23 protein-coding genes are annotated in these 21,723 nt (G+C 69.9%); 15 read left to right on the plus strand and 8 right to left on the minus strand.

Going from position 1 to position 21,723, the window contains the following annotated elements; genetic code table 11:
- Nucleotide 1: 1 nt before the first annotated feature.
- The 5 genes from CK951_RS16700 to CK951_RS21130 are packed head-to-tail and all read right to left on the minus strand — an operon-like array spanning nucleotide 2 to nucleotide 6,132.
- Entirely contained in the window at nucleotides 2-1,426 is a 1,425-nt protein-coding gene (locus CK951_RS16700; protein ID WP_332461076.1) for an ATP-binding protein, read from the minus strand.
- Nucleotides 1,353-3,701, minus strand: a complete 2,349-nt coding sequence (locus tag CK951_RS21715) for a peptidase domain-containing ABC transporter (protein ID WP_096787402.1) — start codon at nucleotides 3,699-3,701, stop codon at nucleotides 1,353-1,355. The genes CK951_RS16700 and CK951_RS21715 overlap by 74 nt, the downstream gene beginning before the upstream one ends.
- A complete protein-coding gene (locus CK951_RS16710; protein WP_198402493.1) occupies nucleotides 3,698-4,978 on the minus strand; it encodes an HlyD family secretion protein in 1,281 nt (426 codons plus the stop codon). Before CK951_RS16710 ends, CK951_RS21715 begins: the two co-directional genes overlap by 4 nt.
- Before the next feature lies 1 nt (nucleotide 4,979).
- Nucleotides 4,980-5,930 (minus strand): hypothetical protein, encoded by a 951-nt coding sequence (locus CK951_RS16715; RefSeq protein ID WP_096787404.1) that lies wholly within the window; start codon nucleotides 5,928-5,930, stop codon nucleotides 4,980-4,982.
- Between the two features lie 58 nt (nucleotides 5,931-5,988).
- Entirely contained in the window at nucleotides 5,989-6,132 is a 144-nt protein-coding gene (locus CK951_RS21130) for a hypothetical protein (protein ID WP_157764609.1), read from the minus strand.
- A gap of 531 nt (nucleotides 6,133-6,663) precedes the next feature.
- Between CK951_RS21130 and rsgA the strand changes: the two genes are divergently transcribed.
- From rsgA to CK951_RS16740, 4 genes are all read left to right on the plus strand, one after another.
- Nucleotides 6,664-7,701, plus strand: coding sequence for a ribosome small subunit-dependent GTPase A (gene rsgA / locus CK951_RS16720; protein ID WP_096787405.1), 1,038 nt, complete (start codon nucleotides 6,664-6,666; stop codon nucleotides 7,699-7,701).
- A 463-nt stretch (nucleotides 7,702-8,164) separates the two neighbouring features.
- Nucleotides 8,165-9,226 carry a methionine ABC transporter ATP-binding protein gene (locus tag CK951_RS16730; protein WP_096787406.1) on the plus strand — a complete coding sequence of 354 codons (1,062 nt, stop codon included), beginning with the start codon at nucleotides 8,165-8,167 and terminating at the stop codon, nucleotides 9,224-9,226.
- Nucleotides 9,216-9,890 (plus strand): methionine ABC transporter permease, encoded by a 675-nt coding sequence (locus CK951_RS16735; protein WP_096787407.1) that lies wholly within the window; start codon nucleotides 9,216-9,218, stop codon nucleotides 9,888-9,890. Before CK951_RS16730 ends, CK951_RS16735 begins: the two co-directional genes overlap by 11 nt.
- 23 nt (nucleotides 9,891-9,913) lie before the next feature.
- On the plus strand, nucleotides 9,914-10,690 hold the full coding sequence (locus tag CK951_RS16740) for a MetQ/NlpA family ABC transporter substrate-binding protein (RefSeq protein WP_096787408.1): 777 nt from the start codon (nucleotides 9,914-9,916) through the stop codon (nucleotides 10,688-10,690).
- A 408-nt stretch (nucleotides 10,691-11,098) separates the two neighbouring features.
- Here the strand turns inward: CK951_RS16740 and CK951_RS16745 are convergent, their stop codons facing one another.
- Complete coding sequence (locus CK951_RS16745) at nucleotides 11,099-11,989, minus strand: LysR substrate-binding domain-containing protein (RefSeq protein WP_198402494.1); 891 nt, start codon at nucleotides 11,987-11,989, stop codon at nucleotides 11,099-11,101.
- 98 nt (nucleotides 11,990-12,087) lie between these two features.
- Here CK951_RS16745 and CK951_RS16750 point away from each other — a divergent pair, with 98 nt between their 5' ends.
- Nucleotides 12,088-12,408: a nuclear transport factor 2 family protein gene (locus tag CK951_RS16750; RefSeq protein ID WP_096787410.1), complete on the plus strand. Its 321-nt coding sequence runs from the start codon at nucleotides 12,088-12,090 to the stop codon at nucleotides 12,406-12,408.
- Entirely contained in the window at nucleotides 12,408-13,187 is a 780-nt protein-coding gene (locus CK951_RS16755) for an SDR family oxidoreductase (protein ID WP_096787411.1), read from the plus strand. Before CK951_RS16750 ends, CK951_RS16755 begins: the two co-directional genes overlap by 1 nt.
- 337 nt (nucleotides 13,188-13,524) lie before the next feature.
- Here CK951_RS16755 and CK951_RS16760 read toward each other — a convergent pair whose 3' ends face one another.
- Complete coding sequence (locus tag CK951_RS16760; RefSeq protein ID WP_096787412.1) at nucleotides 13,525-14,001, minus strand: Rrf2 family transcriptional regulator; 477 nt, start codon at nucleotides 13,999-14,001, stop codon at nucleotides 13,525-13,527.
- Nucleotides 14,002-14,430: 429 nt separating this feature from the next.
- Between CK951_RS16760 and CK951_RS16765 the strand changes: the two genes are divergently transcribed.
- The 9 genes from CK951_RS16765 to CK951_RS21140 all read left to right on the plus strand — a co-directional run bounded on the left by CK951_RS16765 (nucleotide 14,431) and on the right by CK951_RS21140 (nucleotide 19,787).
- Nucleotides 14,431-14,694: a hypothetical protein gene (locus CK951_RS16765; RefSeq protein ID WP_096787413.1), complete on the plus strand. Its 264-nt coding sequence runs from the start codon at nucleotides 14,431-14,433 to the stop codon at nucleotides 14,692-14,694.
- 85 nt (nucleotides 14,695-14,779) lie between these two features.
- Nucleotides 14,780-15,787: a sulfate ABC transporter substrate-binding protein gene (locus CK951_RS16770; RefSeq protein WP_096787414.1), complete on the plus strand. Its 1,008-nt coding sequence runs from the start codon at nucleotides 14,780-14,782 to the stop codon at nucleotides 15,785-15,787.
- Nucleotides 15,787-16,626: a sulfate ABC transporter permease subunit CysT gene (gene cysT, locus CK951_RS16775; RefSeq protein WP_096787415.1), complete on the plus strand. Its 840-nt coding sequence runs from the start codon at nucleotides 15,787-15,789 to the stop codon at nucleotides 16,624-16,626. Before CK951_RS16770 ends, cysT begins: the two co-directional genes overlap by 1 nt.
- Nucleotides 16,627-16,637: 11 nt before the next feature.
- Nucleotides 16,638-16,850, plus strand: a complete 213-nt coding sequence (locus CK951_RS16780) for a hypothetical protein (RefSeq protein WP_096787416.1) — start codon at nucleotides 16,638-16,640, stop codon at nucleotides 16,848-16,850.
- A complete protein-coding gene (cysW, locus tag CK951_RS16785; RefSeq protein ID WP_096787417.1) occupies nucleotides 16,847-17,710 on the plus strand; it encodes a sulfate ABC transporter permease subunit CysW in 864 nt (287 codons plus the stop codon). The genes CK951_RS16780 and cysW overlap by 4 nt, the downstream gene beginning before the upstream one ends.
- 11 nt (nucleotides 17,711-17,721) lie before the next feature.
- Nucleotides 17,722-18,441 (plus strand): sulfate/molybdate ABC transporter ATP-binding protein, encoded by a 720-nt coding sequence (locus tag CK951_RS16790; RefSeq protein ID WP_198402495.1) that lies wholly within the window; start codon nucleotides 17,722-17,724, stop codon nucleotides 18,439-18,441.
- Between the two features lie 3 nt (nucleotides 18,442-18,444).
- Nucleotides 18,445-18,906, plus strand: a complete 462-nt coding sequence (locus CK951_RS21135) for a hypothetical protein (RefSeq protein ID WP_157764611.1) — start codon at nucleotides 18,445-18,447, stop codon at nucleotides 18,904-18,906.
- On the plus strand, nucleotides 18,903-19,415 hold the full coding sequence (locus tag CK951_RS16800; protein WP_198402496.1) for an Lrp/AsnC family transcriptional regulator: 513 nt from the start codon (nucleotides 18,903-18,905) through the stop codon (nucleotides 19,413-19,415). Before CK951_RS21135 ends, CK951_RS16800 begins: the two co-directional genes overlap by 4 nt.
- Nucleotides 19,416-19,457: 42 nt before the next feature.
- Nucleotides 19,458-19,787, plus strand: a complete 330-nt coding sequence (locus CK951_RS21140) for a hypothetical protein (RefSeq protein ID WP_157764612.1) — start codon at nucleotides 19,458-19,460, stop codon at nucleotides 19,785-19,787.
- Between the two features lie 274 nt (nucleotides 19,788-20,061).
- On the opposite strand, the gene CK951_RS16805 is transcribed toward CK951_RS21140, so the two are convergent.
- On the minus strand, nucleotides 20,062-21,711 hold the full coding sequence (locus tag CK951_RS16805; protein ID WP_096787420.1) for an AMP-binding protein: 1,650 nt from the start codon (nucleotides 21,709-21,711) through the stop codon (nucleotides 20,062-20,064).
- Nucleotides 21,712-21,723: the final 12 nt, after the last annotated feature.

A 21,723-nucleotide genomic window follows, 5' to 3' on the forward strand; every position in this document is an offset into this window, starting at 1 on the left:
CTCAGGACAGCAGGGGAAGGTGGATGCGCAATTCGGTCTGGTGATCGGCGCTGGCGATCTCGATGCGGCCGCCGTGCCCCTCGACGATCCATTTCGCGATCGAAAGCCCCAGCCCCGTCCCCGACCGGCCATGGCCTGCCGCCTGGCGTGCGCGGTAGAACCGGCTGAACACGAAGGGCAGTTCGGCCGCGGGGATCTCGGGGCCGGGGTTGCTGACCACGAAAACCGCGCCGCGCTCGGTGCAGGACAGCGACACCCGCACCGTCGCGCCCGGGTCGGCATACTTGATCGCGTTGTCCAGCGCGATCATCATGGCCTGCGACAGACGGCCGGCATCGCCCCTGGCCCGGCAGCCGCCCGGGGAGCGGTCGGCCACGATCCGCACGTCGGCTTCCCCGGCCAGAACGCCCGCCTCCGACAGCACGATCTGCAGCACGTCGTCGAGGTCGAGCGGCTGCATGTCGAAGCGGATCGCATCCACCTCGGCGCGGGCCAGAAACAGCAGGTCCTCGACCAGACGGGTCATCTGCTGGCAAAGCTGCACGATCCTGCCCAGCGTGTCGCGATGTTCCTCGACGGTGCGGCTCGCGCCCCGCAGCGCGATCTCGGCCTCGCCGCGCAGCACGGTCAGGGGTGTGCGCAACTCGTGGCCGATGTCGGCCAGGAACAGCATCCGCATGTGGTCGAGCTGCTGCAGACGGGCGTTGGCCTCTTCCAGCTGCCCCGTCCGCCGCGTCACCTCGTGCTCGAGCCCGGCCTGCACCTCCAGCAGCGCGGCGCGCTGCGCTTCCAGCCGCGAGGCCGCATTGTCGATCTGCGCGGCGAGGCTGGCGAACTCGTCGCGGCCGCGATAGTCGAGCCGGTAGGCGAGGTTGCCCTCGCCGATCTCGCGGGTGGCCGATTCCAGGGCCGCGATGGGGCGTTTCAGCGACCGCGCCAGCAGGAAGGCCCCGATGGCCGACACGGCAAAGGCCGCCGCGGTCACGAGGCTGATGATCCATTCCAGGTCGCGTTCCAGCCGGTTGGTCCGGCTCTCGTAGCGCCGCAGCTCCGCTTCCTCGTCGGCGATGGCGGCGCCGATGTGCACCTCGAGCGTGGTGTCCAGACTGTCCTCGATCTCGTCGCGGAAGATCCGGATCGCCTCGTCCTGACGCTGCTCCTCGCGCAGCAGAAGCAGCCGCTGGGTGCGCCGGTCGATGTCTTCGTAAAGCGAGCGCATCTCGGCGACGCGGGCCAGTTCGACCTCTTCGGCCGCCCGGTCCTCGGGAACCGACAGAAGGGCGATCTCGTCGCGGATCAGCAGTTCCAGCCGGTCAAGGCTGCCTTCCAGGCTGTTGCGCGCGTCGTTGAAGTCATCCAGTTCGGTCCGCCCCAGCAGCAGCAGTTCCGCCACGTTCTCGGAATAGCGGTTCATCGCCGCCGACATGCGGATCACGCTGTCCAGCTGCGCCCCGGCCAGCCGGTTCCGGTCGAAGTAGTAGTCGATCCTGTGGACGTAATACCATGTGACCGCCGCCACGCTGAGCAGCATGGTCGTGACCAGGATCTGGAAGCTGATGATCTTCAGGCGGATCGTCATGGGTCTGGGGCGTCTCCTGCGGCCGATCCGACTGGATGCGTCCGTTGGCGAAGGTGATGACGCGGCGCGCAGCGCGGATCGTCTCGGGGCGGTGCGCGACCACGATACGGGTCGGGGCCAGCCGGGCAAGGGCCGCATTGACCGCGCTTTCCCGCGCCACGTCCAGGTGGCTCGTCGCCTCGTCCAGCAGCAGAAGGCCCGGCGCCCGATAGATCGCGCGGGCGAGCAGGATGCGCTGCTTCTGTCCGCCGGAAAGCACGGTGCCCATGTCCCCGATCAGCGTGCCGTAGCCCATCGGCATCGCCAGGATGTCGTCATGCACCGCCGCAAGCCGCGCGCAGTCCTCGATGCGGTCCCGATCCGGGTTCGGGACGAAGAAGGCGATGTTGTCGGCAATCGACCCGGCGAACAGCGTGTCGTCCTGCATCACCACGCCGATCATGCCGCGCCAGCGGTCGAGGCCCAGCCGCGCCATCGGCGTGCCGTCGATCAGGATCGTGCCTTCGGTCGGCTCCAGCAGCCCCGCCATCAGCTTCAGAAGCGTGGTCTTGCCACAGCCGGACGGGCCGGCCAGCGACACCCACTCGCCCGGCGCCACGCGCAGGCTGACGTCGCGCAGCACGAAGGGATCGCCCGGACTGTAGCGGAACGAGACGCTGCAAAGCTCGATCGCGACCGGCCTTGCCGGGCCGACCGGGTGCGGATCGCCCCTCGGCTCGGGAGGCGTCAACGCGATGTCGGCCAGCCGCTCGGCATGCAGGCCCAGCATCCGCAGATCCACCACCGTGTCGATCAACCCGCTGATCCTGCGCAGGAACAGGTCCTTGTAGGCAAGGAAGGCCACCAGCAGCCCGACCGAGAAGCTGTTGGCAAGGATCATCCGCGCCGCGAGATAGACGATGCCGATGCCCAGCAGGCCCAGCAGCAGCAGGTTCGCCGTCCTGAACAGCAGGTCGAGCCGCTGCGTGACCAGCTGCCGGTTCACCGTCTCGACCAGCAGGTTCAGCCAGCGCGCGCGGCGGTCGGCCTGCCCGCCCATCAGCTTGACGGTCTTCATGCCGCGCAGGCTTTCCAGGAAGTGGCTGTCGCGCCGGGCTTCCCAGGCAATCGCCTCGGCCGAGGCCTGCCGCAGGGGCGCATAGGCGGCCCACCGCAGCGCACCGTAAAGCCCGGCCCCCGCCAAAGCGACCGCCGCCAGCACGGGCGCCAGCACGAACATCAGGACCAGCGTCAGGACGCACATCAGCCCGTCGAGGATCGCCACGACCAGATCCCGTGTCAGCGCCTGCAATATCGTGTCCTGCGACTCGAAGCGCGACATCACGTCGGCGACGTGGCGCGTCTCGAAATAGCTGGCCGGCAGGTCGAGCAGGTGGCTGAACAGGTTGGCGCGCGCCTGCACCTTCAGCGAGGCGCCCAGCGTGATCATCATCCAGCTCCGCAGCGCCGTCACCCCGGTCTGCAACAGCAGCAGAAGGCCGAAGGCCAGCGCCAGAGTGGTCAGCAGGCTGCGGTCGGCCGAGACAATGGCGTTGTCGATCGTCAGGCTCAGGAACAGCGGCGCGATCAGCGCGAAGATCTCGATGGCCAGCGCAAGAAGCAGCAGATGGCCGAGCGCCCGCCTGAGGCCGGTGATCTGGCCCAGCAGCGCGCGGATGCGGATGCGGGGCGGCGCCGCGGCGGGCTCGAAACCGCCGGTGGGCACAAGCTCCAGCGCGACGCCGGTGAAGTGCCGCGATACCTCGGCCATCGGCAGGCGGCGGATGCCGTCGGCAGGATCGTGGATGGTGATGCCGCCGCGCCCGACCGCCTTCAAAACCACGAAATGGTTGAGGTCCCAGTGAAGGACGGCGGGCGTGCGCAGCAGGTGCAGCTCGTCCATCTCCAGCCGCAGCGGCCGCGAGGCCAGCCCGATGCGGTCTGCGACCGCGATCACATCCCGCAGCGTCGCGCCCTTCAGGGAAAAGCCGAACCGGCGGCGCAGCTCGGCCGGGTCGGTCGAGCGCCGGTAGTAGCCTGCCACCATCGCGAGCGATGCCAGCCCGCATTCCGCCGCCTCGGTCTGGAGGATGAGCGGCAGCCTCCGCCTCCATCCGAACTGCAGGCCCTCGGTCACGCTCATGCGCGATCCCCGTCGCGCAGGGTTCGAAGCGGATCGACGATCCACTGCCACAGCCGCCGCGTCTCGATCTGGATGTCCGCCTGCAGCGTCATTCCCGGCTGCAGCGTCGCCATCCGGCCATAGGCCGAGGCGCCTTGCGCCTGAAGGTCCACGGTGATGCGATAGACCGGCTGGCCCGCAGCCCCGAGCTCGACCAGTGGCCCCGCCGCCTCGGCCAGTTCGCCCGCCCCCACGGTCGCCCGCGACACGTTCCGGACAAGGCCTTCATATTGCCCGAACGTCTGGTGCGGAAAGGCGTCATAGCGGATCAGCACGCGCTGCCCCGGCTCGACGAAGCCGATGTCGCGGCTGGGTCCGTAGAGACGCGCCTGAAGCGCCGTGCCGGCAGGGATGAGCGTCATCAGCGCGGCCGAGCCGTCGACGGCATCACCTGCGGCAGCCCGCAGCGCGGTGACGGTGCCGGCCCGGGGCGCAGTCACCAGAGTCTCGCGCGCCGCTTCGGCCTCGGCCAGGTCCTGATCCAGTTGCGCGATCGCGCGCCCGGTCTCGGCCAGTTGCAGCCGCTCGCGCAGCGGAAGCTCGGCGATCTCGGCGGCCAGTTCGACGCGGACGCGATTGACGCCAGCACGGGTGCGTTCCAGCGCCTGCAGGGCGAGCGCCTGATCGAAGGCGGCATCCTCGGCTCTCTGCACGCCTTCTTCGGTTGACAGTCCCCGCCCGCGCAGGTCGCGAAGCCGCAGCGCGGTTGCCTCCGCCAGGGCGAGACGCCTGCGCTGCAGCGCGAATTCCACCTCGAGGCTCCGGGCCTCGGCGTCGATCACGGCCAGCCGCGCCTGCTGGGAACCGGCCTGCCGCGCGAACAGGGCGCGCTGGTCGTCACGCTCTGCCACAAGGATGTCGCGGTGTTCCCGAAGGAAGCGCAGCACCTCCTGCCGGGTTTCGCCCAGGCCGCTGCGCCGCTCGCCGGAGAGGACAGCCAGCACGTCGCCAGCCGCAACCTCCTGCCCCTCCTCGACCGCCACGCGGACCAGAACGCCCGCCTGTGGCGTGACCACCTGCAGCAAGCCCTGCTGCGGCGCCAGCCAACCCGGCAGCCGAACCTTGCGCGTGAACTCGCCGAAGGCGATCACGGCGATGACGCCGCCGACGATCAGCGCGGCGAAGGCCGTCAGGACACTGTGCGACAGGCGCGGCACGAGCAGGACCGTGCCAAGCCAGCCGTGCTGCCGCTCGGCCAGCGCCTCGGGGCGGAACAGGGGGGACGGCGCGCGGCTCACGCTACAGGTCTTCCACATCGACCTCGGTGACGGTCACGCTGACCTCGATCATCCTGCGCTTGCGGCGCACCGGCAGGACGATGCTGGTCCGGGGATCGAAGAAGTCCTTCAGCATCGGCGGCCGGCTTGCACGGAAGTAGAAGGCGGGATCCTCGGCCACCGGGGCGGCGGCCGCCACCTCCAGCTCGTCGCGTCGGCTGACCGTCTGGATGACGACCGGCGCATGGGTGATGCCCGCCATCCGCAATGCCGTCGCGCGGTGATAGCCGTTGTGCAGCACGAGACGCCTGCCCCAGCGGATCGCGCTGAGAAAGTTCGAGCCGTGCCCCACCACGACCCCCACCACACCCGCAACCGGGCCACGGCTTCCCAGGTCGCCGACCTGGTCGGGACGCAGGAGCATCGTCTCGTGCAGGCGCAGGTCGGTCGACTCGGACAGGAACGCAAAGCGGCCGCGTCCCAGACGCCGGCAGTCGACGGCCGCGTCGCGCCGCTCGAGCGGCTGACAGAAGCGGAACAGGTCGGGGTCCGTCGGCCCGGGGTCCAGTCCCGCGGCCAGATCCTGCACGAAGGGCAAGGTGACGCTGCGCTGGCTGACGACGATCCGGTCCAGTTCGACCATCTCGATGCTCGTCGGCACCTTGTCGAAGGTGCGGCGATAGAAGGCTTGCTGCTGCAGGTCCGAGGCCAGCGCCCGCATCTCCTTGGGCAGCCTGCGGCAGCGGATGCGGTCGGCGAGCCCGGCCTCCGTCCTTTCGAGGACGGCGAGATGGTCGTTGGCCCGGCGCCACCCGTCGATGATCTCCGCGCGGCGCTGCATGTCACCCTCGGCAACGCGCCCCACGACCTCCAGATAGTCGGTCAGCGGCGGTTGCCCCAGCAGCCAGAGCTCTTCCCGCACATGGGCGGCTGATGGATCGATCGAGGGGGATGCTGCGCATTCAAAGGGCATGAAACCTCGCCTGAGCAGGTCCCCGGAGCCGCAGCCGGCCCCAGGGAGACGTGCCTCATCAGCTGTTGCTGTTGCCGTTGCTTCGGGAGGCACCGCTGTTGCTGCCGCTGCGGCGGCGCGGCTTCCTCTTCCTCGCCCGCTTGCGGCCGTTGCCGCCGGCCCCGTAGACTTGCTCGAGTTCCAGTTCGTTCAGGTCACGCATCGTCGTGCTCCATCCGGTTGCTGCAGGCATGCACGCCTTGCCGCCTCAGGGAAGCAGCCGCCTGCGGCCACGCCAATGGCGACATCCGGAACGTCCGGGATTCTTCGCGAATTCTAATGTTGCTCTTAGCGCAGGCTCATCAGGCGGCTGCGAAGCCGCGACGTTCCCTGCGCTCCTGCCCGAGGAGGCGAAGGCCGGATGCCGGCGGAAGGCTGCCGGCGCGGCCTGAGGGGGTGGCGCGGGATCCCGGGGCACGGGGCGCGCTCCCGACCCGGGGAGCGGTGTTGCCCTCCGGGCGCAGGCCGCCCCCCTCGGCCAGCCGCGCGCCCGCGCCGCCTTGGAACGGTGCCCGCGATGGTTTACCGTTCCGTGCAGGACCTTCGCAACCGCAGCCCGAGGAGAGGACATGTCAGAGCTTGCATCCCTCCGGGCCGGGGCCGTCTGAGCGGGACACCCGCCGCCGCGCCCTGACCCTGATCTTCACCGGCGCCCCCGGCGCCTGTCGTTCAGTGTCCATGCGAGGGCTTCTCCTTGACCCGATCCTTCACGCTCGCCGACCTCGGCTGGGCTTCCGACTTCCTGCGCCAGCTCGACCTTCAGGAACTGGCCGCCACCCCCTGCCGCATTGCAGCCGTTCACCGCAGCCGCCTCGAGGCGCTCTCGGCCGCCGGTCCCCTGTCGCTGATCTTGCCGCCCGGCCTTTCCACCGGCGAGATCGCCGTGGGTGACTGGGCGCTCGCCGATGGCGCGCGGCTGCTGCGGCTCCTTGAGCGGCGCAGTTGCCTCTCCCGCCGCGCGGCGGGCACCGGGGCGGCGCGGCAGCTGATCGCCGCGAACGTCGACACGCTTTTCATCGTCACCTCCTGCAACGCCGACTTCAACCCGGCGCGGCTGGAGCGCTACCTGGCACTGGCCCGCTCGGCCGGGGTCGAGCCGGTGATCCTGCTGACCAGGGCCGACCTCGTGTCCGATCGCGAGACCTGGCGCGAGCGGGCAGAGGCGGTCGACCGGCGGGTCGCGGTGCGGCTGGTCGACGCCACCGCGCCCGAAGCAAGCACCACGCTCGCCGACTGGTGCCGTCCAGGCCAGACCGTGGCGCTGGCGGGCTCGTCGGGCGTGGGAAAGACCACGCTCGCCAACGCGCTCACCGGCGCGGGGGAGGCGACGGCGCCAATCCGCGAGGACGACGCCAAGGGGCGGCACACCACGACGGGCCGTCACCTGCACCCCATCGCGGGCGGGGGGTGGCTGATCGACACGCCCGGCATGCGCGAGTTGCGCCTGACCGATGCCGAGGGCGGCATCGCGGCGGTCTTCGACGACATCGACGCGCTGGCTCGCGCCTGCCGCTTCACCGACTGCAGCCACAGAACCGAGCCCGGCTGCGCCGTTCAGGCGGCCCTGGCGGAGGGTCGCCTTGACCCCGGCCGCCTCGCCCGATGGGGAAAGCTCCGGCGCGAGGACCGGCACAACTCCGAGACGCTGGCCGAGGCGCACGCCCGCGACCGCGCCTTCGGCCGAATGGTCCGCGAGGTGCTGCGCGACAAGACCCGCCGCCGCGACCGCTGACCAAGGGGTGCGGGCGGGCAACCCCGCCCGCACCTCCACAAGTTCTCCCTGAGGACTCGCGCCCAAGGCTCGCCCCGGCGGTCGCGGCGAATCCTGCACCTGACGGAAGCGGTCGCCGCCGAGGTGCTTGCCGCCGAACCAACGGGGCACCACGCCGCCGCAATCGCGGAGGCCCTCGCACGCGAACAAGCGCAGGTCAGCAAGCCGGGCACCCGCTTCGCCATCCTCGGATTTTGTCCCAGGCCGAGAATAAGAACGCTCTCCCATCGCAGCCGGCTGTGGCGGACCGACGGCGCGCGGGAGGCCGCATTGCCGGAACGCCGCCCAGTCCGGACAAGGCGCGGGCGGCGCGAAAGTCCCGCCCGGACCGGTGCTCGGGTGGGTACCGGGGCTTGCACCCCGTGCGCCGATCCGGTCTATCGCGGATTCAGGGAGGCCAAACCATGGGCAGCAAGGAGCCCGGATGCGCGACGAACAGGCAAAGGGTGCGGCGATCACCTTCGACAGGGTGGAGAAGTCCTTCGCGCAGAAGGGCGGCGCGCCGGTCATGGCTCTGGCGGACTGCTCGCTGACGGTCGAGCCCGGCACGATCACCGGCATCATCGGCCGCTCGGGCGCGGGCAAGTCCACGCTCTTGCGCATGGTCAACGGGCTGGAACGCCCCACCGGGGGCCGGGTGCTCGTGGGCGGGCGCGACGTGGGCGCGGCGCGGGGCGCCGAGCTGCGCGAGATCCGCCGCGAGGTCGGCATGATCTTCCAGCACTTCAACCTGCTCGCCTCGCGCACGGTCTTCGGCAACGTGGCGCTGCCGCTGGAGATCGCCGGCCGGCCGAAGTCCGAGATCCGGCCGCGGGTCGAGGATCTGATCGCCCGCGTGGGGTTGGAGGCGCTGGCCGACCGCTATCCGGCCGAACTGTCGGGGGGGCAGAAGCAGCGCGTCGGCATTGCGCGCGCGCTCGCCACCGGGCCGAAGGTGCTGCTGTCGGACGAAGCCACCTCGGCGCTCGATCCCGAGACCACCCGCACGGTGCTGCGCCTGCTGGCCGACATCAACCGCGAGCTGGGGCTGACGATCCTGCTCATCACCCACGAGATGGGCGTGCTGCGCGACATCGCGAGCCACATGGCGGTGATCGACGGCGGCCGCATCGTCGAGGCGGGGCCGACCTATGACGTCTTCGTGCGCCCCTCGCATCCCACCACGCGGTCGTTCCTGTCGGGCGTGACCGGCGTCACCCTGCCCGCCTTCGTGGCCAACCGCCTGCATCCCGCCCCGCCCGAGGGCCCCTCGCAAGAGGTGATCCGCATCACCTTTGCCGGCCGCCACGCGACCGACCCGATGCTGGCGCGGCTGACGGGCGAGCTGGGGATCGCCGTCAACATCCTCGCGGGCGCGATCGAGGAGATCGGCCCGCATCCGTTCGGCAATCTCCTCGTCTCGGTCGAGACGGCGCGCGGGGCCGAGGCGCGGGCCTATCTCGAACGCCACCAGCTGCTGACGGAGGTGCTGGGCTATGTGGGCTAACCTGATCCCCCTCCTCGTCGAGGCGACGCTGCAGACGCTTTACATGGTGGCGGTGGCGGGCGGGCTCGGCACGGCGTTCGGCCTGCCGCTCGGCGTTTTCCTCGCCACCTCGCAGCGCGGCGAGCTGCTGTCGGCGCCGCTGGTGAACAAGGTGCTGGGGCTGGTGGTGAACGCCACCCGCTCGGTGCCCTTCATCATCCTCGTCGTGGCGATCATCCCCTTCACGCGTGCGCTGGCCGGCACCTCGATCGGCACCACCGCCGCGATCGTGCCGCTGACGGTGGCAGCCATTCCCTTCATCGCCCGGCTGGTCGAGAACGCCATCCGCGAGGTCGACAGCGGCCTGATCGAGGCCGCCCGCGCGATGGGCGCCACACCGCTCCAGATCATCCGCAAGGTGCTGATCCCCGAGGCGCTCCCCGGCATCACGCTGGGCCTCACGCTCGCGCTTGTCAGCCTCATCGGCTATTCAGCGATGGTCGGCGCGGTCGGCGGCGAGGGGCTCGGCGATCTCGGCATCCGCTACGGCTATCAGCGCTTCATGCCCGAGGTCATGGCCGCGGTGGTGGTCATCCTCGTCGTTCTCGTCCAGCTCGTGCAATCGGTCGGCGAAGGCATCGCCCGCGCGGTTGACCGGCGCGCGCCGCGCAATCGCGGCAGTTGATTTCATCCCGGAAGGACCTTTCCATGCTGCGCATGACCACCCTCGCCTCCCTCCTCGCCCTGCTCGCCGGTGGCGCACTTGCCGAAGAGATCAAGGTCGGCGTCTCGCCGGGCGAGCACGCCGAGATCATGGAGGAGGTTGCCCGGATCGCCGCGCCGAAGGGGCTCGACATCGACGTGATCGAATTCTCCGACTACGTCGTGCCGAACCAGGCGCTGGCCGATGGCGACATCCAGGCCAACTCGTTCCAGCACAAGCCCTATCTCGACAACCAGGTGAAGGACCGCGGCTTCGATCTCGTGCCGGTCGCGACCACGATCACCACGCCGATGGGGGTCTATTCCTCGAAGATCGCGAGCCTCGACGACCTGACCGAGGGCGCCCTGGTCGGCATCCCCAACGATCCCACAAACGGCGGGCGGGCGCTCCTTGTGCTGCAGGATCTGGGGCAGATCACGCTGGCCGAGGGCACGGGCCTGACGCCGACGGTCCTTGACGTCACCGGCAACCCGAAGGGGATCCGGTTCCAGGAGCTGGATGCCGCCCAGTTGCCGCGCTCGCTCGCCGATCTGGACGCGGCGCTGATCAACACCAACTACGCCCTGGCCTCGGGGCTGAACCCGAAGACCGACGCGATCGCGAGCGAGAAGGCCGACAGCCCCTATGTCAACATCATCGTGGTGCGGAACGGCGATCAGGACAAGCCGTGGGTCAAGGCGCTGGTCGATGCCTATCAGTCGCCCGAGCTGAAGACCTTCATCGACGAGAAGTATGAAGGCTCGGTCATCACCTCCTGGTGACGGCTGCAGGCCGGGCTGCGCGCAGGCAGCTGCATGGTCCCCGATCGTGCAGCGCGCAGCACCGGCGTTCACTCAAAGCGCAGGAGGAGAAGACCGCCTGCATCACCTCCGAAGGGTCCGGCGATGGCGGCCGGACGCACCACACCTCCGTTTGCACCTGCACGCACCTTCGCGCGGCACGGGCCTTGAATGCGCGAGAAGGGCTGCACAGTCACCACGCTGTGACGTGAGTGAGTGACCCCCTTCTTGGAACCGGGCTGTGCGGCTTGGGAGGACGCAGAAGGCCGGACAGGCCTCTCGCTGGGACATATTCAAGCGGCGACTTCACGCGGCCGGGCTCCACGGGCCGAGCGGGCGGTATGGGGCCGGGGTTTCACCGACAACGTGCATCCGTTGCCGCTTCCCGCGTCATGCCCCCTCCCTCGCACGCACCATGGCGAGGAAGGCCGTGAACCCGGCCGAGGGGTTGCGGCGGCCGGAGTAATAGAGGCTGAAGCCGGGCCGGTTCGGCGTCCACTCCTCCAGCAGGCGGATCATGCGGCCGGCGGCGATGTCTTCGGCCACGTCCGCTTCGATGAAATACCCGATCCCGGCGCCGTCCAGCACGGCGGCGCGGGCGATGGCGGGTTCGTCCACCGTCAGGCGTCCCCTGGCCTCGAAGGGCAGCGGCACCCCGTCCTTCTCGAAGGGCCAGCGCAGCAGCGCGCCGTTCGGCAACCGAACTCGGATGCACTGTTCGGGGTCCAGATCGGCGGGCGAGTGCGGCTCCGGATGCCGGGCCAGCCAGGCGGGAGAGGCCACGACGGCATGGCGCTCAGGGCGGCCCAGCGGCAGCGCGATCATGTCGCGCGGCACCAGATCGGCCGGGCGGATGCCGAGATCGAAGCCTTCCGCCACGATATCGACCAGCCGCCCCTCGGTCACCAGATCGACCTGCATCTCGGGATAGCGGCGCAGAAAGGCCAGGACCAGCGGCGCCACCGCCCGCCCGGCCTGCACCGAGGCGTTGATCCGCAGCATCCCCGAGGGCTTCTCGCGCTGCGACCGGACCGTGTCCATCGCGGCGCGGATCTCGGTCAGCGCCGGGGCGATGCGGGCGACGAAATCGCGCCCGGCCTCGGTCAGAGCCACGCTGCGGGTGGTGCGGTGGAAGAGCCGCACACCGAGGCTGGCCTCCAGCCGCCCGATCGTATGCGAGAGCGCGGTGGTGGACAGGCCCAGATCCAGTGCCGCCGCCCGGAACGAGCCCTTCCGCGCGATGGCCAGCACCGCCTCCAGCCCCTTCAACCCGGTTTCCATGATTGTCCCGTTTCTGTCATCACCAGATGCCGATCTATCCCGATTATCGTGTGGTCCGTCGAGGCGTATTGTCGGATCAGACCAGACAGGAGCATCCCATGACCCTTCCCGCCCCGATCCGGACCCATTTCTCCGCCGAAGCCCCGCAGGATGGCGCGATCTTTGCCGCGGCCTTCGCCCCGGATGCCATCGTCCACGACGAAGGGCAGATCCATCACGGCCCCGCCGAGATCGAGGCCTGGTGGCAGGCCGCCAAGGCGAAGTACCGCCATCGGGCCGAACCGCTGGACCTGGCCGAGGTTCGCGGCAAGACCGTGGTCCGCGCCCGGGTCAGCGGCGATTTCCCGGGCAGCCCGGCGGTGCTGACCTTCACCTTTGGCCTCTTGGGCAACTGCATCCGCGATCTGAGGATCGGCTGATGACCGGGTTCCTGACGCTGCAGGGCAAGCGCGCCCTGATCACCGGCGGCACGCAAGGCGCGGGCGCAGCCACGCTCGCGCTCTTCCGCGAACTGGGGGCGCAGGTCCTGACCTCGGCCCGCAACCGCCCCGGGGTCCTGCCCGAGGAGATGTTCGTCGCCGCCGACCTGACGACGCTCGAGGGCTGCGAAACGGTAGCCGCAGCGGTGCGCGACCGGCTGGGCGGAGTGGACATCGTGGTCCACATGCTCGGCGGATCCTCAGCGCCGGGCGGGGGGTTCGCTGCCCTGGGCGAGGCGGAATGGCAGGCGGAGCTGAACCTGAACCTGATGTCCGCCGTCCGCCTCGACCGCGCACTGCTGCCCGGCATGGTGACGCAGGGGTCGGGCGTCATCGTGCATGTGACCTCGATCCAGCGCCTCCTGCCGCTGCCCGAGGCGACCACGGGCTATGCCGCCGCCAAAGCCGCGCTTTCGGCCTACAGCAAGAGCCTGTCGAAGGAAGTGGCGCCGAAGGGCGTGCGCGTGGTGCGCGTCGCCCCAGGCTGGATCGCGACGGATGCCTCGCTCCGGCTGGCCGAGCGTCTGGCCACCGAGGCGGGCACCGATCTCGAAGGCGGCAAGCGCATGATCATGGCATCGCTCGGCGGCATCCCTCTCGGCCGCCCCTCGACCCCCGCCGAGATCGCCAGCCTCATCGCCTTCCTCGCATCGGACCGCGCGGGGAGCATCACCGGGACGGAATATGTGATCGACGGGGGAACGGTGCCCACGGCGTGAGAGCCACGGCCGCACGGCCACGTGTTTGCCCGCTTCGACGACATTGGCCGTCTGATGTCGCAGCCGAAGGCGGAAGCGGCCAGTTCGGTGACGCTGCACGTCGTCACACCCCCGATGGGGAGCCACGGGCAACGGTGATCGAGGCATCCCCCGCGTATCCTCGGCGACCTCCCCGACCAGCCGCCCGAGGTGGTCATCGAGGCTGCGGCCAACCTCCATACCCGGGGGATCGAACCCGTGCCCCATCTCATTCCCGCAACATGACCTACCGAACTTGCCGGTTGCTGCATGGCGGTCGGCGTCGCGGATCCCGGGGGTGCCCGGCACCGAGCTGCGGTCAATCGTGCCTGGTAGCTGGAGCGGTCGGGGCGGACATGATCTGTTCTGCGGCGACGGAGGTTCCCAGCAGATCGGCGAGGGTGAGGGACTCGATCAGCAGCAGATAGGACCAGAAGATCTCGGCAAAGACCTTGCGGATGCGGCACGAGGCCTCGTCGGTGCAGTCCTCGCAGGGCTGGTAGGATCGGCGCGAGAGACAAGGCAGTGGCGCAATGGGGCCGTCGATCTGGCGCAGAAGCTCGCTCAGCGGGATCTGCGACGGCTCCTTGATCAGTTGGTAGCCGCCCGACCGGCCGCGCAGGCTGGCGATGTAGCCCGCGTTGCGGATGTCGAGCAGGATATGCTCGAGAAACCGCTTCGGCGTGCCGGACCGCGCGGCGATATCCTCGATGCGCAGCGCCCGACGCTCGCCCGCGCGCTCCTCGGCCAGCACGATCAGGGCCTTCAGCGCGTATTTCATCTTTTGCGTGATCATCGCAAAAGCCTATGGCCCCGCCTTCCGCGCGACAAGCCAAATCGGCAAACTCGGTCGTGTATTTCCGGCACATGGCGAGGGCCGGGATCGGGCCGCGGGCCGCGGTGATTCGCAGTGTCGCCCGTAATCCAAGGCACCATGCCCCCCGCATCTGCCGAAACCCGCGGACCTTGCCCGAAAATCAGGCAGCGCACCGGACGGGAAGACCCTTGCGGGCTGCGGATGCCCGTTTGCCGCAACCCCCTTCCGCGGCGACGAGGGGCGGCCCGGGCAGGTTTCCACCCGATCTCCTCCCGTGACCGCACGGGTCGGAGAAAATCCTTCTCCCGCACTGCCGAAGATCGCCCGATCTCTTTCCTTGCCAATCACGATTTCATCTGTCGTATTAATCGGGGCGGCAAGGAGCCGTCGGAAGCCAGGGAGACGACCATGGAAGCGAGAGCGTTCGACAGCCGTCAGCCGCAGGGCTTCCGGCGCATGTGCCGCGACCGAGACGCGGACCGGGCGGGCCCGGTTTGGAGCCTGCATCTGGTGCATCGCGAAACCGGCGCCGTGATGCGGGTGAACGGGATGCCGCTGGTGATCTACACGCGCGACGCGACCGAGGGGCTGGCCAGCCTGCTCGAGGACCGGGATCCGCGACTCTGGCGGGCCGAGGTGAGCCGGGTTCCGGACCCGCGCGCCAGGATCTGACCGGCAGGAAAACGCCGGACCGCACGAGCGGTCCGGTCCGACGACCGACACCAACGCGACGACCGACAGGAAAAGTGAGAGACCGATGACGCAGACCTTCCAGAGTTTCCCGCGGGCGCTGGCCGTTGCGGGCCTTGCGCTGGTTGCGGCGCTTGGCGCGCCGGCCGGGGCCGAGACGCTGCTGAACGTGAGCTATGACCCGACGCGCGAGCTTTACCGCGATGTGAACCAGGCCTTTGCGAAGGCGTGGGAAGCGGCGGGGCACGAGGCACCCGACATCGAGACCAGCCACGGCGGCTCGGGCGCGCAGGCCCGCGCGGTGATCGACGGGCTGAACGCGCAGGTGGTGACGCTGGCGCTCGCCTCCGACATTGATGCGATCGCCACGAAGTCGGGCAAGATCCCGGCCGACTGGCAGGGGAAGCGGCCGCACAATTCCTCGCCCTACACCTCGACCATCGTCTTCCTGGTGCGCGAGGGCAACCCGAAGGCGATCTCGGACTGGGGCGACCTGGTGAAGGACGGCGTGCAGGTCATCACCCCGAACCCCAAGACCTCGGGCGGGGCGCGCTGGAACTACCTTGCCGCCTGGGCCTGGGCCGAGAAGAACGGCCAGGATCCGAAGGCCTTCCTGCATGACCTCTTCGGCAACGTGCCGGTGCTGGATACTGGCGCGCGCGGCGCGACCACGACCTTCGCGCAGCGTGGCTTGGGCGACGTGCTGCTCGCCTGGGAGAACGAGGCCTGGCTCGCGCTCGAGGAACTGGGCGAGGACAGGTTCGACATCGTCGTGCCCTCCGTCTCGGTGCTGGCCGAGCCGCCGGTCACGGTGGTCGAGGGCAACATCGCCTCGGACGCGCAGCGCGAGCTTGCCAATGCCTACCTCGACTTCCTCTACACGCCCGAGGGGCAGGCGCTGGCCTTCAAGCACTACTACCGCGCCTGGGATGCATCAAAAGCCGATCCCGCCGACGTGAAGCGCTTCCCCGATGTGGAACTGGTCGACATCGGCCACTTCGGCGGCTGGGCCAAGGCGCAGCCCGAGCATTTCGGCGACGGCGGCATCTTCGACCAGATCTACGAGGCCAAGTGATGCGGTCGCCTGCACTCGCCACCCCCTCGCCGCTGCCTGGCCTGGGCCTTGCCATGGGCGTCACGCTGACGGCGCTGTCGCTCGTCGTGCTGCTGCCGATCGGGGCGCTGCTCTTTCGCGGCGCGCTGGTCGGGCCGGCGGAGATCCTCGCGCTGCTGGGACGCGAGCGGGTGCAGGCGGCGCTTCTGCTGTCGTTCCGCGCGGCACTGGTCGCCGCGGCCTTCAACCTCGTCTTCGGCCTCGCGCTCGCCTGGGTGCTGGCGCGCTACCACTTCCCCGGTCGCCGCATCATCGATGCGGCGGTCGACCTGCCCTTCGCGCTGCCCACGGCCGTCGCGGGCATCGCGCTGACCGCGCTCTACGCCCCGAACGGCGCCTTCGGCCGCCTGCTCGAGCCGCTGGGGATCCGCATCGCCTATACCGAGGCCGGGATCTGGGTCGCGCTGATCTTCGTGGGGTTGCCCTTCGTCGTGCGCTCGGTGCAGCCGGTGATCGAGGAGATCGACCGCGAGGTCGAGGAAGCCTCGGCCACGCTCGGCGCCTCGCGGCTGATGACATTCCGCCGGGTGATCCTGCCCATGCTGACGCCCGCGCTGCTCACCGGCTTCGCGCTCTCGCTCGCGCGGGCGGTGGGCGAATACGGCTCGGTGATCTTCATCGCCGGGAACCTGCCGATGGCGACCGAGATCGCCCCGCTCCTCATCGTCATCCGGCTCGAGGAGTTCGACTATGACGGCGCGGTGGCCATCGCGCTGGCCATGCTCGGGATCTCCTTCGCTCTGCTGCTTGCCATCAACCTCGTCCAGATCTGGAGCCGGCGCCGGATGGGCGCGGTGTGAGGAGAACGACCATGCAACCGAAACCCCGTCCCGCGCCCTCGCTGGCCCTCGTCATCAGCGGGCCTGTTGCGCTCGCCGCCGCCGGCACGGCCCTCCGGCAGGGCAAGCTCCGGCTGGCGACCGCCTTCGTCCTCTTCGCGCTGAGCGGCCCGGCCGGGCTGCTGCTTGCCGCCTCCGCGGCCGCGGTGCCGGCACTGGTGCTTCATGCGGGAGGCCTGCGATGACCGCCATCTCGATCCACACCCCGCTGCCGGCCACCGCCGAGCCGGTCTGGCTGCGCCGCAGCCTGATCCTACTCGTGCTGGCCGTGCTCTCGGTGCTGGTCTTCGCGCCGCTCGCCACCGTCTTCGCCGAGGCGCTGGCCGACGGGGCGGCGCTTGCGCTGGCCTCGCTCGGCAATCCCGACGCGCTGTCGGCGATCCGCCTCACGCTGACGGTAGCGGCGGTCGCGGTGCCGCTGAACGCGGCCTTCGGCATCGCGGCGGCCTGGGCGATCACCAAGTTCGACTGGCGCGGCAAGGCCTTCCTCATCACGCTGATCGACCTGCCGTTCTCGGTCTCGCCAGTCGTTGCGGGCCTCTGCTTCGTGCTGCTCTTCGGCGCGAACTCGGCCATCGGCGGCTGGCTGGTCGCGAACGGCTACCCGATCGTCTTCGCGATCCCGGGCATCGCGCTGGCCACGATGTTCATCACCTTCCCCTTCGTCGCGCGCGAGCTGATCCCGGTGATGACCGAACAGGGCCGGGCCGAAGAGGAGGCCGCGCTGACGCTCGGCGCCTCGGGCTTGCGGATGTTCCTGACCGTGACGCTGCCCAACATCCGCTGGGCGCTGCTTTACGGCGTCCTGCTCTGCAACGCCCGCGCGATGGGCGAGTTCGGCGCCGTGGCGGTGGTCTCGGGCAAGATCCGCGGCAAGACCTCCACCATGCCGATCATGATCGAGATGCTCTACAACGAGTATCTCTCGGTCGCGGCCTTCTCGATGGCGGCGCTGCTCGCGGCGCTGGCCCTTGTCACGCTGACACTGAAGTCGGCGCTGGAATGGCGCTACGCCGACCAGCTTGCCGCCACCCACCGGCACTAGGGAGACCGCCCATGCATATCGAGATCGACGAGATCGCGAAAAGCTTCGGCCCCACCGCGGCGCTGCACCCCGTGAGCCTCTCCATCCCGTCGGGAGCGCTGATCGCGCTGCTGGGGCCCTCGGGCTCGGGCAAGACCACGCTTCTGCGCATCCTGGGCGGGCTGGAGTTCCCGACCTCGGGGCGCGTGCTCTTCGACGGGCAGGACGCGACCGGCCTCACCGTGCAGGAGCGGCGCGCGGGCTTCGTGTTCCAGAGCTATGCGCTGTTCCGGCACATGACGGTGTTCGAGAACATCGCCTACGGGCTGCGCGCCCGCCCGCGCCGCAGCCGGCCGACCTCGGCCGAGATCGACCGGAGGGTCCACAAGCTGCTCGACCTGATCCAGTTGCCCGACATCGGCGCGCGGTATCCGGCGCAGCTGTCGGGCGGCCAGCGCCAGCGGGTCGCCCTCGCCCGGGCGCTGGCCATCGAGCCGCGGATGCTGCTTCTGGACGAGCCCTTCGGCGCGCTCGACGCCCGGGTGCGCAAGGAACTGCGCCAGGGCCTGCGCGACATCCACGACGAGACCGGCCTCACGACGGTCTTCGTCACCCATGACCAGGACGAGGCCATGGAGCTCGCCGACCTGGTGGTGGTGATGTCGATGGGTCGCATCGAGCAGATCGGAAAGCCTGCCGAGATCCGCGCCCGCCCCAGGACCGAGTTCGTCCGACAGTTCATCTCGGCCTGAAAGATGGATCCGGACCGAAGTCCCGGCGGCGCGCCTGCAGCCCTGCTGGCCGCGCGCCTCGCGCTATGGGCGACCACCGCCCCGTTCCGCCCAGATCCGCGGCTGCCGCCCGATCTGCTGGACGCGATCCGGGTGCTGGCGGTGAAGGGATGGCGGCTGCGCCGCGCCGGACCGCGCAACCATGCGGTCTGGCTGGCGGAACCGGAGCTTCAGCACCGGCTGCGGGCGGTGGTGCTGCCCGACCGGCGCGCCCGGCTGGCGCTGCCGGAATGGAACGCTCTGCTGCGCCACCGGCTGCAACCGCTTCTGCCGGGGCTCTCCCCGGCCGATCCGGTCGCGCTCGGCCAGGTGGCCGAGCGGCTGCGGGCTTCGCTCGCACCCGAGTGGCTCGGCCCCGGCCGTCCCCTCGGCCCCCTTCCGCCGCGCTCCCGCGCGTGGACACCCCCCGTGAGGATGGATGGATGACGATGCTCGACACACACACGGACTCTCCGCCCCGCGCACCGGCCATGGACCGGATCGACCGCAAGATCATCCACGAGCTGCAGCGCGACTGCTCGATCTCGATCGCGCAGCTCGCCGACCGGGTGGGCCTGTCGCAGACCCCGTGCTGGAAGCGCATCCAGCGGCTGGAACACGCGGGTGTGATCACCGGCCGGGTGGCGCTGGTCGATCCCGGGCGGATCGGGCTGGGCCTGACGGTGTTCGTCGAGATCGAGGCCCCCGACCACAGCCCCGCCTGGCGGGCGCGCTTCGTCGAGACGGTGACCGCCCTGCCCGAGGTCGTGGGCGTCTGGCGCATGGCCGGCGACGTCGACTACCTGCTGAAGGTCGTGATGCCGGACATGCCCAGCTTCGACCGCTTCTACCAGCGACTGACAGAGGCCACCGCCCCCCGCAACGTTACCTCGAAATTCGCCATGGAGCGCATGAAGGACACCACGGTCCATCCCGTCAACACGACCGACCCATAGGCGGTGATCCGGTCGGCGAGCCGGCACGGGCGGGGGGCTGGATTGAAAATGCTCGGCCATGCCGCGCCGACGGAAGGCATCGACCTGGAGAGGGGAACGGAGAGGTTCAACCACCAGGATGAAGGGGGAGTGGAGGGACCGATGCATGCAAGGCAGACGAGCTTCGGGAGTGTCGACATCAAGTCAGGTCCGGGGACCCGGACCAGTGCCCGCGGGATGGGAATGTCACAGGCGCGCATCCTGTCGGCAAGGCTCACCTGCCCGATCGCGCTTGCGGTGGTCCTGCTGGCCTATCCGGCGATGGTGGGGGCCATTCTGCCGCCGTCGGGAAGCCTGAGTTCCCCCGGCGGCTCAGCGACGGGCATCCGGTGAAGTGATGTACTGCGGACCCGACCCTGAGCTTGCCCGTTTGCTGGTCCCCTTGCCGGAGCCTGGGCCCGCGGCCCATCGGCCGTCTCTGCTTTGTCTGCTCGGGCGGGCTCACGCGCTCGTCACTCGTCTTCCGTCTCGGGAAGCGCAATCCGTCCCTGCCGCATCAGCATCCGCGGACCGGCGAGACTGAAGGGCTGCCCTTCCTTCGCAGGATGTCACGGACCGGCGCCCGCAGGAGCGGGCGCCTTCCGCGAGTTCGCGCCACGGTACCAACTCAGGGCGCCGGTTGCGCCGCGGCAATCAGCCGGGCCTCTTCCCGCAGGACTGACTTCTGGATCTTGCCGGTGGCGGTCTTCGGCAGGTCGCGGAACACCACACGACGCGGCGCCTTGAAATGGGCAAGGTGATCGCGCACCCAGGCGACGGGGTCGGCACCGGACGGCGCGGGGCCTTCGGTGCGCAGCGTGACGAAGGCGGCCGGGGACTCGCCCCAGAACGGGTGAGGCTCGGCCACCACCGCCGCCTCGAGCACGGCGGCATGGCGCGACAGCACTTCCTCGACCTCGAGCGAGCTGATGTTCTCGCCGCCCGAGATGATGATGTCCTTGGCGCGGTCCTTGACCTCAAGATAGCCGTCGGGATGCAGGACGCCCAGATCGCCGGTGCGCAGCCAGCCATCCGCCAGCGTCTCGGCCGTGGCCGCCGGGTTCTTCAGATAGCCGAGCATCACCGTGTTGCCGCGAAAGGCGATCTCGCCCAGCGTCCGGCCGTCGGCCGGAACCGGCCGGCCCTCCGGATCAAGCACTGTCACATCCTCGACCGCCACCAGCGGCACCCCCTGCCGCGCGCGGACCGCGGCCAGATCGGCCGGGGCGAGGTCGGCCCACGTGGCCTGCGGCGCGCAAACTGTCGTCGGGCCATAGCTTTCGGTCATGCCATACATATGGATCACATCGAAGCCGCGCGCCGCCGCGGCGGCCAGCACGGCCGAGGTCGGCGCCGCACCGCCTGTGCCGATGATGACCGGGCGGCTGCCGGAGCCGCGCTCGGGCACGCCGTCACGGACGTTCAGGATCATCGTCAGCACAACCGGGGCGGCGCAGAGATGGGTGATCGCCGCCTCTTCGATCCGGTTCAGGATCGCCACGGGATCGACCCGCGGCAGGCAGACCTGCGTGGTTCCCGCCGCGGCGGCGGCCCAGATGCCGCTCCAGCCGTTGCAGTGAAAGGCGGGCAGCGTCCAAAGATAGCGGCTGTCACTGCGCAGGCCCAGCACCGCCATGTTTGAAAGCGCGGCAAGATAGGCCCCGCGGTGGTGCAGCACCACGCCCTTCGGGTTGCCCGTGGTGCCGCTGGTGTAGTTGACAGCGATCGGATCCCATTCCGAGTCGGGCAGCCGCCACGGCGCGGGCACCGCCGCGGCCAGAGCGGCCTCGTAGTCAGTGGCGCCCGAAAGCCCGGCGGGCAGCGGGCCATCACCCGCCACCAGCACCACAGGCGGATGGTCAAGGCCCGCCAGGGCCTCGGCCGCAAGCGTCGCAAGGCTCGCGTCGACCAGCAGCACCTTCGCCTCGCTGTGCGCAAGGATGAAGGCCAGCCCCGCCCCGTCCAGCCGGGTGTTCAGCGGGTTCAGCACCGCCCCGGCCAGCGGCACCCCGAAATGCGCCTCGAGGATCAGCGGCACGTTCGGCGCCAGCACCGCCACCACGTCGCCCGCCTCGACCGAAAGCGCGGCCAGCGCCCCGGCGAGCCTGCGGCAACGCTCGGCGTAGTCGGCCCAGGTAAAGCGCCGGTCGCCGTCGATCACGGCGACCTGCTCCGGCCAGACCCGCGCCGTCCGGCGCAGGAAGGTGAGGGGCGACAGCGGCACATTAGTTGCCGGCGAGGGGGTCAGGCCGGCCCATCGGTTTTGCGGAAAAGGCATAGTGAAAATCCC

This window comes from Rhodobacter sp. CZR27, from assembly GCF_002407205.1.
GTDB lineage: Bacteria > Pseudomonadota > Alphaproteobacteria > Rhodobacterales > Rhodobacteraceae > Cereibacter_A.

What these genes read in the sequence shown, in the direction of transcription:
- cysT (WP_096787415.1), top strand. Translation starts at nt 15,787, where the DNA reads ATGCGGTCGCCTGCACTCGCCACCCCCTCGCCGCTGCCTGGCCTGGGC.
- CK951_RS16760 (WP_096787412.1), bottom strand. Translation starts at nt 14,001, where the DNA reads ATGATCACGCAAAAGATGAAATACGCGCTGAAGGCCCTGATCGTGCTG.
- CK951_RS16800 (WP_198402496.1), top strand. Translation starts at nt 18,903, where the DNA reads ATGACGATGCTCGACACACACACGGACTCTCCGCCCCGCGCACCGGCC.
- CK951_RS21130 (WP_157764609.1), bottom strand. Translation starts at nt 6,132, where the DNA reads ATGCGTGACCTGAACGAACTGGAACTCGAGCAAGTCTACGGGGCCGGC.
- CK951_RS16790 (WP_198402495.1), top strand. Translation starts at nt 17,722, where the DNA reads ATGCATATCGAGATCGACGAGATCGCGAAAAGCTTCGGCCCCACCGCG.
- CK951_RS21135 (WP_157764611.1), top strand. Translation starts at nt 18,445, where the DNA reads ATGGATCCGGACCGAAGTCCCGGCGGCGCGCCTGCAGCCCTGCTGGCC.
- CK951_RS16730 (WP_096787406.1), top strand. Translation starts at nt 8,165, where the DNA reads ATGCGCGACGAACAGGCAAAGGGTGCGGCGATCACCTTCGACAGGGTG.
- CK951_RS16735 (WP_096787407.1), top strand. Translation starts at nt 9,216, where the DNA reads ATGTGGGCTAACCTGATCCCCCTCCTCGTCGAGGCGACGCTGCAGACG.
- CK951_RS16715 (WP_096787404.1), bottom strand. Translation starts at nt 5,930, where the DNA reads ATGCCCTTTGAATGCGCAGCATCCCCCTCGATCGATCCATCAGCCGCC.
- CK951_RS21715 (WP_096787402.1), bottom strand. Translation starts at nt 3,701, where the DNA reads ATGAGCGTGACCGAGGGCCTGCAGTTCGGATGGAGGCGGAGGCTGCCG.
- CK951_RS16755 (WP_096787411.1), top strand. Translation starts at nt 12,408, where the DNA reads ATGACCGGGTTCCTGACGCTGCAGGGCAAGCGCGCCCTGATCACCGGC.
- CK951_RS16745 (WP_198402494.1), bottom strand. Translation starts at nt 11,989, where the DNA reads ATGGAAACCGGGTTGAAGGGGCTGGAGGCGGTGCTGGCCATCGCGCGG.
- CK951_RS16780 (WP_096787416.1), top strand. Translation starts at nt 16,638, where the DNA reads ATGCAACCGAAACCCCGTCCCGCGCCCTCGCTGGCCCTCGTCATCAGC.
- CK951_RS16700 (WP_332461076.1), bottom strand. Translation starts at nt 1,426, where the DNA reads ATGTCGGCGGCGATGAACCGCTATTCCGAGAACGTGGCGGAACTGCTG.
- cysW (WP_096787417.1), top strand. Translation starts at nt 16,847, where the DNA reads ATGACCGCCATCTCGATCCACACCCCGCTGCCGGCCACCGCCGAGCCG.
- CK951_RS16765 (WP_096787413.1), top strand. Translation starts at nt 14,431, where the DNA reads ATGGAAGCGAGAGCGTTCGACAGCCGTCAGCCGCAGGGCTTCCGGCGC.
- CK951_RS16750 (WP_096787410.1), top strand. Translation starts at nt 12,088, where the DNA reads ATGACCCTTCCCGCCCCGATCCGGACCCATTTCTCCGCCGAAGCCCCG.
- CK951_RS16770 (WP_096787414.1), top strand. Translation starts at nt 14,780, where the DNA reads ATGACGCAGACCTTCCAGAGTTTCCCGCGGGCGCTGGCCGTTGCGGGC.
- CK951_RS16740 (WP_096787408.1), top strand. Translation starts at nt 9,914, where the DNA reads ATGCTGCGCATGACCACCCTCGCCTCCCTCCTCGCCCTGCTCGCCGGT.
- CK951_RS16805 (WP_096787420.1), bottom strand. Translation starts at nt 21,711, where the DNA reads ATGCCTTTTCCGCAAAACCGATGGGCCGGCCTGACCCCCTCGCCGGCA.